We start from the raw sequence: 12,729 nt of genomic DNA, 5'->3' as shown, positions 1-12,729 counted from the left end.
CTGACGCGAATTGGCATCGGATGTTTACGTTCTTTGTACAAGTTGAGCGGGAATTCATTCGGGTACAAGCCCAGTTTCAACCAGCATTCCGCGGGCTTTGGCTTCGGGCCAATACCCTTTGGCGTACAGGAAGATTGCCCTTTGCTGATCGCCATCCGAAAGCAACCAGGCGCCGCGCAGATACTTTCCGGCAAATTCCAGATTGGCATCGGCGTCCAGCAGCCCCTGTGCATTTCCGCTGTAGCCCATAGAGCGTGCCGTCGCAGGAAGGATTTGCAACAGTCCGTAATAAGGCCGGTTCACAGCCCACGGGCGATGAGTGCTTTCCCGGATCGCCAGCTTGTGCACAAGCTCGCGGGGGACTTCGTAGTGATCCGCCCACTTATTGATCGAGGCCCGTAACTCAGGCGTTTCGTTTGGGTAAAGAGGGGGATCGAATGCGTCTTGCGACACCGTCTCCGGCCCTCCGCAAGCAGCGAAGGGGATCATCAGCATCATGGCCAGAGCGCTGCGGCGCAGGTAAGCGGTCATCTGTGTACTCCGAATTTCAGGGCGCGATGATAGGAAACGAGTGCCCATCTGCAAGCGTAGGCTTGAGATGTGGCCGAAATTTGCCCGTTTTGCGTGTGCATGAAAAAAGGCCGCACAAATCGGTGCGGCCTTTTCGAAATTCGATTGAACCAGATCAGGCTTTGGCTTCGTCTTCTTCAGCCGGAGCTTCTTCGGCAACCAGCTCTTCATCTTCCGAAGCAGCGGAACCGATATCGTCGAACAGTTCGGCGATTTCGAATTCAGCAGCGGCTTCTTCTTCAGCAGCCAGTTCCTGGATCGATTTGCCCGACGCCTGCAGTTCGGCTTCTTCTTCCGAACGGGCGACGTTCATCTTGATTTCAACTTCGACCTCAGGATGCAGTTTGACTGCGAGCGAGTGCAGACCCAGTTCCTTGATCGGTGCGATCAGGGCAATCTGTTTCTTGTCGACGGTGAAACCAGCCTCGGTTGCTGCGTCTGCGGCGTCACGCGGGGTGACCGAACCGTACAGAGCGCCGGCATCCGATGCCGAGCGAATCACGATGAACTGCTGACCATCCAGCTTTTCGGCCAGTGCTTCAGCTTCTTTTTTGGTTTCCAGGTTGCGGGCCTCAAGCTGCGCTTTCTGGGCTTCGAACGAGGCGACGTTTGCCTCGGACGCGCTCAGCGCTTTGCCTTGGGGCAGCAGGAAGTTGCGGGCGTAGCCGGGCTTGACGTCAACGACGTCGCCCATCTGACCCAGTTTCGCAACGCGTTCCAGAAGGATAACTTGCATGTCAGTCTCTCCTTACTTCACGGCGTAGGGCAGCAGGGCGAGGAAGCGGGCGCGCTTGATAGCACGGGCCAGTTCACGCTGCTTTTTCGCCGAAACGGCGGTGATGCGGGAAGGTACGATCTTGCCACGCTCAGAGATGTAGCGCTGCAGCAGACGGGTGTCTTTATAATCGATCTTCGGCGCGTTGTCGCCCGAGAACGGGCAGACCTTGCGGCGGCGGAAAAATGGTTTTGCGGCCATGGTTTATGTCCTTTCGTCAGGCGTTGATCAACGGCGCTCGCGGCGGCCTTCGCGCTCGTCGCGCTTCTGCATCTGGACCGAAGGGCCCTCGGCATGCTCGTCGACCTTGATGGTCAGAACGCGCATAACATCATCATGCAGGCGCATCAGGCGCTCCATTTCCTGAACGGCGCCAGCGGGGGCGTCGGTCTTCAGGAAGGAATAGTGACCCTTGCGGTTTTTGTTGATCTTGTAGGCCATTGTCTTGACGCCCCAGTACTCGCTTTCGACGACGTTACCGCCGTTGTCCGCCAGAACGGTGCCGAAATGTTCGACAAGGCTTTCTGCCTGCGCGTTGGACAGGTCCTGACGCGCGATCATTACATGCTCATACAGCGGCATGTGTACTCCTGTTTCTATCAAGGCGCATTTCATAGGCGGGGCCATTTTGTCCTTCGCGACCCTGCCACGAGAGGCTGCGCGATTCATAAGATTTGCGAAGGATGGCCTCGTATACACGTTTGAGCGCGAAGGGCAAGCCCCGCCACAGACGCCTTGGCGGTGTCGCGCTATTAACATCCAATTAACATTGCGCTGCCCAATTCCTGACGCTTTTCCGCTCAAAGTTGTTTTTCATACCGGGGACTATCCGGAATTACCGGACCCAGAACGGCAACCTGAAAAACAGGGTGAGAGAGATGACCGCGATGAATACGAATGCATTCGAAGAGTCCGCAACCTCAGCGAACTATGAGAAATCTGTACCAGTTCTGATCACCTTTGCACCGAACTGGAAGGTTCGGATGGTACTGGCCCGCGTCCTGGGCGCCTTTCTGATCGTGATGGCGTTTTCCATGTGGTTGGTGGCCGGTTCCGCAATGGCTGCCGAAGTATGGCCAATCAAGCTGGCTGCTTCACTTATGTTCCTGCTGGTCGGTGTTAGCCTGCTGACGATTCAGCTGCTGGATGCCCGCCCGGATGCTTATTTCGATCCGATCCGCCGCGAGGTTCGGGTTCTGCAAAAGAACGAAAATGGCCGCCCGCAGACCGTTCTGCGCCGCAGCTATGACACCTTGGGTGGTGCCCGCTTTGCCGACGATCAGGTCGAATTGTACGATGTCGATGGCAGCCTGCTGATGAAACTGCCGCTGCAATCGGCGGATGTCAGCCGAGCGCTCAAGGGGCAACTCAGTGGAAGCGTAACAATCTTCGCGTGAAATTTATTCTGTTCATCTAGGAACAGAAACTGTTAGAGAATAATACTTGTGTGCTGCCCTTGGGCAGCACATTTTCGTTATCGAGCAACCCATTCGGGTTGCATCCATAATTTTTCGGAGATTGTCATGAAATCCACCCTTCTTGCTGCTGCACTGGCCGTTTCGGCAACTTCGGCGTTTGCCAGCGCCGAGAAATACGTTTTGGACCCCAGCCACAGCCAGGTCGTCTTCAGCTATAACCACCTGGGTTATTCCACCACGACCGGCATGTTCTCGGGCTTCGAAGGCGAGATCATGTTTGACCAAGAAGACCCTGCGTCATCCAGCGTTTCTGTTTCGATGCCCGTGATTGAAATGATCACCGGTTGGAAGCCACGCGAAGATCACTTCATGACCGAAGATTTCTTTGGCGCCGCCGAAGGTGACCTGGTCACCTTTACTTCGACTGGTATCGAAGTCACCGGTGAAAACACGGCCAACATCACCGGCGATCTGACCATGAACGGCGTGACCAAGTCGGTCGTTCTGGATGCCAAGTTGAACCAGGTGTCCGAACACCCAATGGCGAAAAAGCCGTGGGCGGGTTTTGACGCGACCACCACGCTGGTACGCAGCGATTTCGATCTAGGACAGTTTGCGCCTTTTGTCGGTGACGAAGTCGAAGTCCGGATCTCGGTCGAAGCAGTTAAGGCTGAATAAGTCGCTCGCGATCTTCTGAACAAAACCGCCGAGGCACGTCGCCTCGGCGGTTTTTTTATTCGGCTCGTTGCGCGACCAGTTCCACAGAAACTGCAACCACAAAGGCCAGCGAGTCCTCGCCGGGCATGGATTTGCCAACATCAAAATCCAGCCGGTTCAATTCCAACACCCCGGACATCGCGGCGGTGTTGTCCTGAAGATCAAGTGTGAAAGGCACCACCACATCCATAGTTTTGTCGCGGATGGTCAGCGGACCGCGGGCCTCGTACCCGGTGTCGGTCTTGTAGAGGTCGGCCTTGAACTGGGCGGTCGGGAATTGGGTGCTGTCAAAGAAATCGGCCCCCATGGCCTGATCCGTAACCGTTCCAAGGCTCAGCGAAGGGATCGCGATTGTGACGTCAACTGTACCGGCTAGGCCCGGCTCAGATGGGTCTTCAAAGGCAATTGCTGCGGTCCAATCGGCGAATGTGCCGGTCACCGGGCTGCCCAGTTGGGTAATGGTAATGGACAGTGTGCCTTCTTGCACCTGCCAGTCCGATTGCACTTCAGACAGTTCTGCGGTGTCGGTTGCGGCGGCGGAGTGATCCGAGAATACGCCCGTGGACCAACCACCCAACAGGACCGCACCCCAAATAGCCAACGCAGCAACAGCGGGTAGGGCAGAGTGATGTTGGTCTGGGGGCTGAGGCACGTCTGAACGGCCGGGCAGCATACGGCGTAGAGTGCTGTCCTTGTCGACCACGTGGTGCTTTAGGGCACCTGCAATGTGTAGGATCAGTGATCCCGCCAGAACCAGAATGAACAGCCAGTGCAGGCCCGCCGTAACCTCGGCGACATAGGGTGACTTGGGTACGAAGGGCAGATTTTGCCCAAAGGGCCACAGGATCGGGGCGAAACCTTCCGCTGCGGCATGGTGCAGCCAGCCAGTCAGGGGAACCAGAACCAGCGAGGCATAGAGCATCCAGTGTACGACCTCGGCGGCGAAGGCTTCGGGTTTGTTGTCTGCGTTCAACAGGCCAGGCTTGGTCTGGGTCATCGCCCATAAGATGCGGGCCAGCGCGACAAAAAAGACGGTGACCCCGACTGTTTTATGGAGCGAGAACAACTGAACCGCCCGAACAAGGTCCTCTTCGGTGGTGGGGATGGACGGATCATAGATTGCGTGGGCCAGATTGTTGGCGAACCATCCCAGCGGCAGGGCGGTAAAGATCAGCAAGGCGGTCAACCAGTGAAAGGTCTTGGCCACACTGCCATAGCTGGAAAAGGTGTTGGTCGAGGGCATTGGTTGCTCCGTACTGGGGTGGCTGCGTTCAACCTAAAGCCATGGGATCAGGACGCAATAGCGAGCCACGCACAGCAAAAGTGCCAGATTGCAGAGGTCAGGCAGTGCTTGTGCCGCGCCCGCGCACGGTTTACACCCCGCCGCAACCTAACGTCATCCAAGAGGTCGCAATGACACGCGCATTCGTTTTTCCGGGGCAGGGTGCCCAAACTATCGGGATGGGCAAGGCTCTGGCCGAGGCTTATCCGGCTGCTCAGGCTGTGTTCGACGAGGTCGACGAGGCGCTGGGTGAAAAGCTGAGTAGCCTGATCTGGGAAGGTGATATAGCGGATCTGACGCTAACGCAGAACGCGCAGCCTGCGCTTATGGCGACGTCAATGGCGGTGATGCGCGCGCTGGATGCCGAAGGTGTTTCGGTTACTGACGCAGCATTTGTAGCCGGTCACTCGCTGGGTGAGTATTCCGCGCTGGCCGCTGCTGGAGCTTTGTCGGTTGCCGATACTGCCCGCCTGCTGCGCACCCGTGGTCAGGCTATGCAAAGCGCCGTGCCGGTAGGCGAAGGCGCAATGGCTGCCATTTTGGGCTTGGATTTGGACGCCGTCCGCGTCGTGGCCGAGGAAGCCGCGCAGGGTGAAGTCTGTCAGGCCGCAAATGACAATGATCCGACACAAGTCGTGGTTTCAGGCTCCAAAGCCGCCGTAGAGCGTGCCGCCGAGATCGCTAAGGGGAAAGGTGCCAAGCGCGCAGTGATGTTGCCGGTTAGCGCGCCGTTCCATTGCGCTCTGATGCAGCCTGCCGCAGACGTAATGGCAGAGGCGCTGTCAGAGGTTGAAATCAAGGCACCTGCTGTGCCGCTGGTGGCCAATGTGCGGGCCGAGGCAGTCTCGGACCCCGATCTGATCCGTCAATTGCTGGTCGAGCAGATCACGGGTTCGGTTCGGTGGCGTGAAAGCGTGCAATACATGGCGGCGCAAGGCGTGACCGAGACATGGGAGATTGGCGCAGGTAAAGCGCTGTCAGGTATGGTCCGCAAGATTGATCGGGCCATTGCGGGCAAGGCCGTCAGTACGCCGGAAGACGTGCAAAAGGTCATTCAGGCTGAATCGTAAGTTGAAAACGTCGCAACGGACGTACCAAGAGGGAAACCGAATGTTTGATTTGACAGGTAAGAACGCGCTGATCACCGGCGCTTCGGGTGGTATCGGGGGCGATATCGCACGCGCACTGCATGGCGCGGGTGCCACTGTGGGGTTGTCTGGTACGCGGGTCGAACCGCTGCAAGCACTGGCGGATGAGTTGGGTGAGCGCGCGCATGTATTGCCTTGCAACCTGAGCGACCCCGAAGCAGTTGCAGCGCTGCCGAAGCAAGCCGCCGACGCGATGGGATCCGTGGACGTTCTGGTGAATAACGCGGGCATCACGCGGGACAATCTGTTTATGCGGATGTCGGATGACGAATGGCAAAGCGTGATTGACGTGAACCTGACTGCCACAGCAAAGCTGTGCAAAGGCGTATTGCGCGGCATGATGAAAGCGCGTTGGGGTCGGATCATCAACATCTCGTCCGTGGTCGGCGCGACCGGCAATCCGGGTCAGGTCAATTATGCCGCGTCCAAGGCCGGTATGGTCGGTATGACCAAGTCGCTGGCCTATGAGGTCGCAAGCCGCGGAATCACGGCAAACGCAGTGGCCCCGGGATTCATCACAACTGCGATGACGGATAAGCTGACCGACGATCAGAAATCGGGAATTCTGGGTCAGGTTCCAGCTGGTCGTATGGGCGAGCCGTCAGAAATTGCTGCGGCAGTTCTGTACCTTGCAAGCCCTGAAGCGGGATATATCACAGGAACGACCTTGCATGTGAACGGCGGTATGGCCATGTTGTGAGCGCACACCGGGGCAGGCGCGAAAGCGTTTGCGTCGGGCGTTGTCTGTGCTATAGGCGGCGCATGTATGCGGGGGTCGGCCAGTGGGTCGGCCTTCTACTTTCCCGGCAATCGGGAAACCAAACCGCCCGGACCGGGCAAAATCAAGCCAGCCTGAGCGGGCAAGGGCAGAACCGGGCGCTACGCCCTGAAATGGAATGAGGAATAGACATGAGCGACGTCGCAGATCGCGTTAAAAAGATCGTTGTTGAGCACCTGGGTGTTGAAGAAGACAAAGTGGCAGAAAACGCTTCCTTCATCGACGATCTGGGCGCAGACAGCCTGGACACTGTTGAGCTGGTCATGGCCTTTGAAGAAGAGTTCGGCATCGAAATCCCCGATGACGCAGCCGAGACCATCCAGACCTTTGGCGACGCCGTCAAATTCATCTCTGAAGCGTCCTAAGCGTTTCAAATCCTTAAAAGCGGCGCTTCCGGGCAACGGAGGCGCCGTTTTTTATGCCCGAAACAAATTCACTCTTGCTTGACGCTTTTCCGCTAAGCACTGTCTGAACAGAGGCAATTTTTTCCGAGCGGGCAGGGCATGATACGATCCACCCCGACGATAAACACGGCACGCTTGATGCTTTGCGCCATGCGTCCCGAAGATTTTAACCGGTTCGCCGAGATCTGGCGCAACCCGTGCATCGTGCGGCATATCGGTGGCAAACCAAGGTCGCGTGGTGAGGCGTGGGATTCATTCCTGCGCAATGCCGGGCACTGGCAGATGGCCGGGTTCGGGCATTGGGCGGTTTTGCAGCAATCGAATCGCCAGATGATCGGTCAGGCTGGTTTTTTCTACGGCAACCGCTCGATGGGTGAAGATTTTGACAGTTACCCCGAAGCCGGATGGATTTTGGTACCCGAAGCGCAGGGGCAGGGTTTGGGCATAGAAGCGGCCCAAGCGGCGCATGATTGGTTCGACCGCATCATGCCTGGGCCCTTGGTTGCAATGGTAAATTCGGCCAATGCCGTCTCGCAGAAACTGGCTGAGAAGCTGGGATATGTGCCGATGCGCGAAGATAAGTACAACGGGTCTGAGGTTGTATTGCTGCGCCGGAATGGCCCCCCGAAACGCCATTAGTTATCAATCGCGGCAATGCCGCAAAATGTCCTCAGTTTGCCGAAACTGGTAAAATCCGGGATCGGTCCGGTGTGTATGGTACACTGGATTGACATGCGATTGAGCGAAGGAGCGGGCTCATGAGGATTTACCCTACTATGGAACTGCAGAACGGCCGGTGCGTGACGCTGGACAAGGGCCGTCTGGACAATGCCATGATCTGGCACGTGGACCCGGTTGAAACAGCGCGCAGTTGGTCGGCCGCCGGGGCCGAATGGATGCAGCTGACGGATTTCGACGCGATCGAAGGCCGTGACACCAATGCCGAACTGGTCGAGGAAATCATCCGCTCGGCTGAAATGCCGGTGCAATTGGCCGGTGGGATGCGCGCGCGCGAACATGTCGAACATTGGATCGACAAAGGGGCCGGGCGGGTCGTCATCGGTACCTTGGCTGCGCGCGACCCGATCTTGGTAAAGGAACTGGCCAAGTTTTATCCGGATCAGATCGTTCTGGCGGTTGATGTCTGGCAGGGCTTTGTCATGACCGAAGGTTGGCGCAGTCAAAGCGCCTTTACCCCCGAAGCCTTTATCGAAGCGTTCGCCGACACCCCGTTCGCGGGTATTGTGGTGACGGATATCGACAGTGACATGGAAGATGTCGAAGCGCAGTTGGGGCTGATCTCGGGACTTGCGGAAAAGTCCCGTACCCCCGTTATCGCCAGCGGTGTGGTGCGCACGGCGGACGATATCTCGCGCTTGGCCTATATCCACAACATATCGGGCGCGATTGTCGGGCGGGCGCTGTTCCGCAAATCGCTGAGCCTGGAAGATGCGCTGGAAGTTGCCAAAACCGCGCACGAGCCCGTGGCGCAGTTCCAGTAAAAGACAAGTCACCCGGAAATCGCCTTTTGCCCCGCGCGGGCAGAAGGCGGTTTTTCATTTCTGAACCCTTCCAAGGGTGACAGGCGGATTTTCTATCGGTTTTGGCGGGATGATGCCGGAAGGGATTGCGCCGTGGCTCTTGCCCCCGGCCCCCACGCCGGGGTATGAGCGGTTCTCAAATAGGAAGCAGGCAAGAGGCATTTCATGCGCAGAGTCGTTGTAACCGGTCTGGGATTGGTCACTCCGTTGGCCAGTGGGGTCGAGGAAAGCTGGTCACGGCTGCTGGACGGAGAATCCGGCGCGGGCCCGATCACGCAGTTCGATGCTGAGGCGAGCGGGGTCACCACGACCTATGCCTGCGAAGTGCCCCGTGGCGATGGTACGAACGGTACGTTCAATCCCGACGATTGGATGCCACCGAAAGAGCAGCGCAAGATTGAGGACTTTATCCTGTATTCCATCGCTGCGGCTGATATGGCCTGCCAGGATGCGAATTGGCTGCCTGAGAATGAAGAAGATCGCCTGCGCACTGGGGTTCTAATCGGCTCGGGTATCGGTGGGCTGGGTTCTATCGCGAACACGGCCAATCTGATCCGTGACAAGGGTCCGCGCCGCGTGTCGCCCTTCTTTATCCCTGGCGCGCTGATTAACTTGGCCTCGGGTCAGGTCTCGATCCGTCATGGGTTTAAAGGGCCGAACCATTCGGTTGTTACCGCCTGTTCGACCGGAGCACATGCCATTGGCGATGCCAGCCGTATCATCCGTGCCGGTGACGCGGATGTCATGGTTGCAGGTGGCGGCGAGGGTTGCATCTGTGAGATTGGCATTGCGGGCTTTAACGCGTGCAAGGCGCTGTCGACCAAGTATGCCGACGACCCTAAGAAAGCCAGCCGCCCTTATGACGTCGACCGCGACGGGTTCGTAATGGGTGAAGGCGCAGGCATTGTCGTGCTGGAAGAATACGAACATGCCAAGGCGCGCGGTGCGAAGATTTACGCCGAGGTTCTGGGCTATGGCATGTCCGGTGACGCCTATCACATCACCGCACCGTCCGAGGACGGCGACGGGGCAGAGCGTTCCATGAAAGCCGCACTGCGCAGTGCCGGGCTAGAGCCAAAGGATCTGGATTATATCAACGCGCATGGGACTTCGACCATGGCGGATACGATCGAGCTGGGCGCGGTGGAGCGTCTGTTGGGCGATCATGCGGGCAACGCAACCATGTCTTCGACCAAATCGGCCACGGGTCACTTGCTGGGCGCGGCTGGCGCGATCGAGGCGATCTTCTCGATCCTGGCGATCCGCGATCAGGTGGCTCCGCCGACGATCAACCTGGACAACCCGGCGGTTGAGACACCGATTGACCTGGCGCCGAATGCCAAACGTGAGCGTGAGATCAACGTGGCCTTGTCGAATTCGTTCGGGTTTGGCGGCACCAATGCCAGCGTGATCTTCGGAAAGGCCAGCTAAATGTGGCGGGCTTTGGCATCAAACGCGCTGACCATCCTGGTGGTCGGCCTGTTTTTGATCGGCGGTCTGATCCTTTGGGGGCAATCGCAGTACAAGGCCGAAGGCCCGCTGGACACCGCCATGTGCCTTCAGGTGAAAAGCGGCTCGAACATGACTCGCGTCAGCCAGCAGCTTGCAGATGAGGGTGCCATCAGCAGCGCCATGATCTTCCGGATGGGTGCGGATTACACTGACAAGGCGCAGCAGCTGAAAGCGGGCAGTTTTCTGGTTCGCGAAGGCGCATCGATGGCGCAGATCATCGACGATATCACCAGCAGCGGTGCCAGCACCTGTGGATCCGAGATTGAATATCGCGTTGGTGTCACACGGGTACAAACCCGCGTGCGAGAGCTGAACCCGGCCACCTTGGAGTTTGTCGAAATTGCGAGTTTCGAAGCTGGTGAAGAGGAAGCCCCTGCTGAATACGTTGAAAAACGTCAGGACTCCGATACGCGGTATCGTGTTTCGGTGGCTGAGGGCGTGACCTCTTGGCAGGTGGTCGAGGCGCTTAAGGGCATTGACGCCCTGACCGGTGAGGTGCCCGAAATTCCGGCCGAGGGCATGTTGGCGCCCGACAGCTATGAGCTGGCCCCAGGTGATGACCGGGCTGCTGTGTTACAGGACATGCAGGCGAAGCAACAGTTGCGGATCAACGCGGTTTGGGAAAGCCGGCAGAACGATTTGCCGATTAGCAGCCCAGAGGAGATGTTGATCCTTGCCTCGATTATCGAGAAAGAGACGGGTGTTCCACATGAGCGCGGCCAAGTGGCCAGCGTCTTTGTCAACCGGCTTGAGAATGGCATGAAGCTGCAGACAGACCCGACAGTGATCTATGGTGTCACCAAGGGACAAGGTGTGCTAGGCCGTGGCCTGCGCCGCAGTGAGTTGCGCCGTGCAACCCCTTGGAATACTTATGTGATTGACGGTTTGCCGCCCACACCGATCGCCAATCCCGGCCTTGCAAGCCTTGAGGCCGCTGTGGCGCCGGATGATACAGACTATGTGTTCTTCGTTGCGGATGGTACTGGCGGGCACGCGTTTGCGGAAACTCTGGATGAGCACAACCGCAACGTCGCCAAATGGCGAGAAATAGAAGCTGAGAGAAACAGCTCGAGCAACTAAGAAAAGGGCCGCGTCGAAAAAACGCGGCCCTTTCTTTTTCTTATGCAGCGGGACGTCTGCGGGGGCGGCGACGTTTTGACGACGCAGGTTTCGACGTCGAATTCGCTCCGTGCGGTTTGCGCCCCCGGAACCCACCACGATTGCGCGGTTTTTTGGGCTCGGCGTATTCAGGCATGGTACCGCTGGCGACCGGAATTTCGATCTTCATCAGCTTTTGAATCTGCAGCAGCTGGTCCAGCTCATCGGGCGCGCAGAAGGCAATGGCTTCGCCTTCACGACCGGCGCGGGCTGTGCGGCCAATGCGATGGACATAATTGTCTGGCACCTCGGGCAGGTCATAGTTGATCACATAGGCAACGCCGGGAATGTCGATGCCACGCGCCGCCACGTCTGTGGCAACCAGTACATTGATCTCACCGGCGCGGAACGCCTTGATTGCCCGATCGCGCTGTCCTTGGCTTTTATTTCCGTGGATCGATGCCGCGTTGAAGCCATCGGCCACAAGACCTTTCATCAGCTTTTCAGCACCGTGTTTGGTGCGGGAAAAGACCAACGTCAGGGCGTCCATGTCAGCGGACAGAATTTCGCGCAGTTTTTGCGGCTTTTCTCCTCGGCTGAGGAAATGCACAGACTGCGTAATCTTGTCTGCCGCCTTACCCGGAGGTGAAACCTGTACCCGCTGCGGGTTGGTCAGGTAGGATTGGCTGAGTTCCTCCATCTGCTTTGGCATGGTGGCGGAGAACAACATGGTTTGACGCGGTGTGCCCAGTGCAGGTGCAATTTTACGCAGGGCGTGAATAAAGCCCATATCCAACATCTGGTCAGCTTCATCCAACACCAGATGACGCACTGAACTGAGGTCAACGGCACCGCGTTCCATCAGGTCGATCAGGCGGCCCGGAGTGGCAACCAGAATATCGGTGCCTCGCGACAGGAACGAGATCTGTTTGCCAATGGATTGTCCGCCGACCACGGTGGCCACGCGCAGTTTCGTCTTTTGCGTCAGATTGCGCAGGCTTTCCGCGATCTGATTCACCAGTTCGCGGGTGGGGGCGAGGATCAAAGCCTTCACCGTTTTCGGCGCAGGTTTGCCCGGTTGCGCCAGCAGATGATCAATCAGAGGCAAGCCAAAGGCCAAGGTCTTGCCGGTGCCAGTCTGGGCCAGCCCAAGAATATCATGCCCGTTCAGCGCCAGCGGAATGGCCTGGTTTTGGATCGGCGTAGGTTGGGTAAAATTGGCGCGTTTCAGCGCATCGTTCAGGGCGGGCGCGAGGCCCAGCATGTCAAAGTCGAACAAATAACTATCCTTTGCAGCCCTCGGTATTAACCCAAAGGCAAGTCGTCACGGGCCGCATCTGCGACCGGCAGGGGTTGTACGAGACCTCGGGAAATGCAGGCGGCTCCTGCACCATCCGGTCGTCGCATCAAGAACCCTGCGTGATGGGGAACTATGGGTGGATCGGGCGCTGTGGGGCTGTTGATGGCCCGAATGCTCACGCAGCAG

15 protein-coding genes are annotated in these 12,729 nt (G+C 57.9%); 9 read left to right on the top strand and 6 right to left on the bottom strand.

All coding sequences use genetic code 11. The features are described from left to right. Positions 1–54 precede the first annotated feature (54 nt). From ACR0M2_RS07105 to rpsF, 4 genes are all read right to left on the bottom strand, one after another. Positions 55–495, bottom strand: coding sequence for a lytic transglycosylase domain-containing protein (locus ACR0M2_RS07105; protein ID WP_170349429.1), 441 nt, complete (start codon positions 493–495; stop codon positions 55–57). Positions 496–685: 190 nt separating this feature from the next. Next, positions 686–1,306, bottom strand: coding sequence for a 50S ribosomal protein L9 (gene rplI, locus ACR0M2_RS07100; RefSeq protein WP_170349079.1), 621 nt, complete (start codon positions 1,304–1,306; stop codon positions 686–688). Positions 1,307–1,318: 12 nt separating this feature from the next. Next, positions 1,319–1,546 (bottom strand): 30S ribosomal protein S18, encoded by a 228-nt coding sequence (rpsR, locus tag ACR0M2_RS07095; RefSeq protein ID WP_005982441.1) that lies wholly within the window; start codon positions 1,544–1,546, stop codon positions 1,319–1,321. A gap of 27 nt (positions 1,547–1,573) precedes the next feature. After that, on the bottom strand, positions 1,574–1,927 hold the full coding sequence (gene rpsF, locus ACR0M2_RS07090; RefSeq protein WP_170349078.1) for a 30S ribosomal protein S6: 354 nt from the start codon (positions 1,925–1,927) through the stop codon (positions 1,574–1,576). Positions 1,928–2,223: 296 nt separating this feature from the next. Here rpsF and ACR0M2_RS07085 point away from each other — a divergent pair, with 296 nt between their 5' ends. Beyond that, positions 2,224–2,742 carry a hypothetical protein gene (locus ACR0M2_RS07085; RefSeq protein WP_170349077.1) on the top strand — a complete coding sequence of 173 codons (519 nt, stop codon included), beginning with the start codon at positions 2,224–2,226 and terminating at the stop codon, positions 2,740–2,742. Positions 2,743–2,868: 126 nt separating this feature from the next. Beyond that, positions 2,869–3,441 carry a YceI family protein gene (locus tag ACR0M2_RS07080; RefSeq protein ID WP_480704379.1) on the top strand — a complete coding sequence of 191 codons (573 nt, stop codon included), beginning with the start codon at positions 2,869–2,871 and terminating at the stop codon, positions 3,439–3,441. Between the two features lie 55 nt (positions 3,442–3,496). Here ACR0M2_RS07080 and ACR0M2_RS07075 read toward each other — a convergent pair whose 3' ends face one another. Continuing rightward, positions 3,497–4,723: a cytochrome b/b6 domain-containing protein gene (locus ACR0M2_RS07075; RefSeq protein ID WP_480704378.1), complete on the bottom strand. Its 1,227-nt coding sequence runs from the start codon at positions 4,721–4,723 to the stop codon at positions 3,497–3,499. Positions 4,724–4,893: 170 nt separating this feature from the next. On the opposite strand from ACR0M2_RS07075, the gene fabD reads away from it, so the two are divergent. The 7 genes from fabD to mltG all read left to right on the top strand — a co-directional run bounded on the left by fabD (position 4,894) and on the right by mltG (position 11,225). Beyond that, positions 4,894–5,832 carry an ACP S-malonyltransferase gene (gene fabD, locus ACR0M2_RS07070; RefSeq protein WP_170375819.1) on the top strand — a complete coding sequence of 313 codons (939 nt, stop codon included), beginning with the start codon at positions 4,894–4,896 and terminating at the stop codon, positions 5,830–5,832. A gap of 40 nt (positions 5,833–5,872) precedes the next feature. Continuing rightward, positions 5,873–6,610 carry a 3-oxoacyl-[acyl-carrier-protein] reductase gene (gene fabG, locus ACR0M2_RS07065; RefSeq protein ID WP_170359008.1) on the top strand — a complete coding sequence of 246 codons (738 nt, stop codon included), beginning with the start codon at positions 5,873–5,875 and terminating at the stop codon, positions 6,608–6,610. A 209-nt stretch (positions 6,611–6,819) separates the two neighbouring features. After that, positions 6,820–7,053 (top strand): acyl carrier protein, encoded by a 234-nt coding sequence (locus ACR0M2_RS07060; RefSeq protein ID WP_008756330.1) that lies wholly within the window; start codon positions 6,820–6,822, stop codon positions 7,051–7,053. Positions 7,054–7,191: 138 nt separating this feature from the next. After that, on the top strand, positions 7,192–7,731 hold the full coding sequence (locus ACR0M2_RS07055; protein ID WP_170349072.1) for a GNAT family N-acetyltransferase: 540 nt from the start codon (positions 7,192–7,194) through the stop codon (positions 7,729–7,731). A 119-nt stretch (positions 7,732–7,850) separates the two neighbouring features. Then, complete coding sequence (locus tag ACR0M2_RS07050; RefSeq protein ID WP_170349071.1) at positions 7,851–8,594, top strand: 1-(5-phosphoribosyl)-5-[(5-phosphoribosylamino)methylideneamino]imidazole-4-carboxamide isomerase; 744 nt, start codon at positions 7,851–7,853, stop codon at positions 8,592–8,594. A gap of 204 nt (positions 8,595–8,798) precedes the next feature. Further along, on the top strand, positions 8,799–10,064 hold the full coding sequence (fabF, locus tag ACR0M2_RS07045; RefSeq protein WP_170349070.1) for a beta-ketoacyl-ACP synthase II: 1,266 nt from the start codon (positions 8,799–8,801) through the stop codon (positions 10,062–10,064). Further along, entirely contained in the window at positions 10,065–11,225 is a 1,161-nt protein-coding gene (mltG, locus tag ACR0M2_RS07040; protein WP_480704377.1) for an endolytic transglycosylase MltG, read from the top strand. A 40-nt stretch (positions 11,226–11,265) separates the two neighbouring features. On the opposite strand, the gene ACR0M2_RS07035 is transcribed toward mltG, so the two are convergent. Further along, on the bottom strand, positions 11,266–12,522 hold the full coding sequence (locus ACR0M2_RS07035) for a DEAD/DEAH box helicase (protein WP_170505521.1): 1,257 nt from the start codon (positions 12,520–12,522) through the stop codon (positions 11,266–11,268). Between the last annotated feature and the right edge of the window lie 207 nt (positions 12,523–12,729).

The organism is Ruegeria sp. BE10, assembly GCF_056538905.1.
This window is presented reverse-complemented; position numbering and strand designations above follow the sequence as displayed.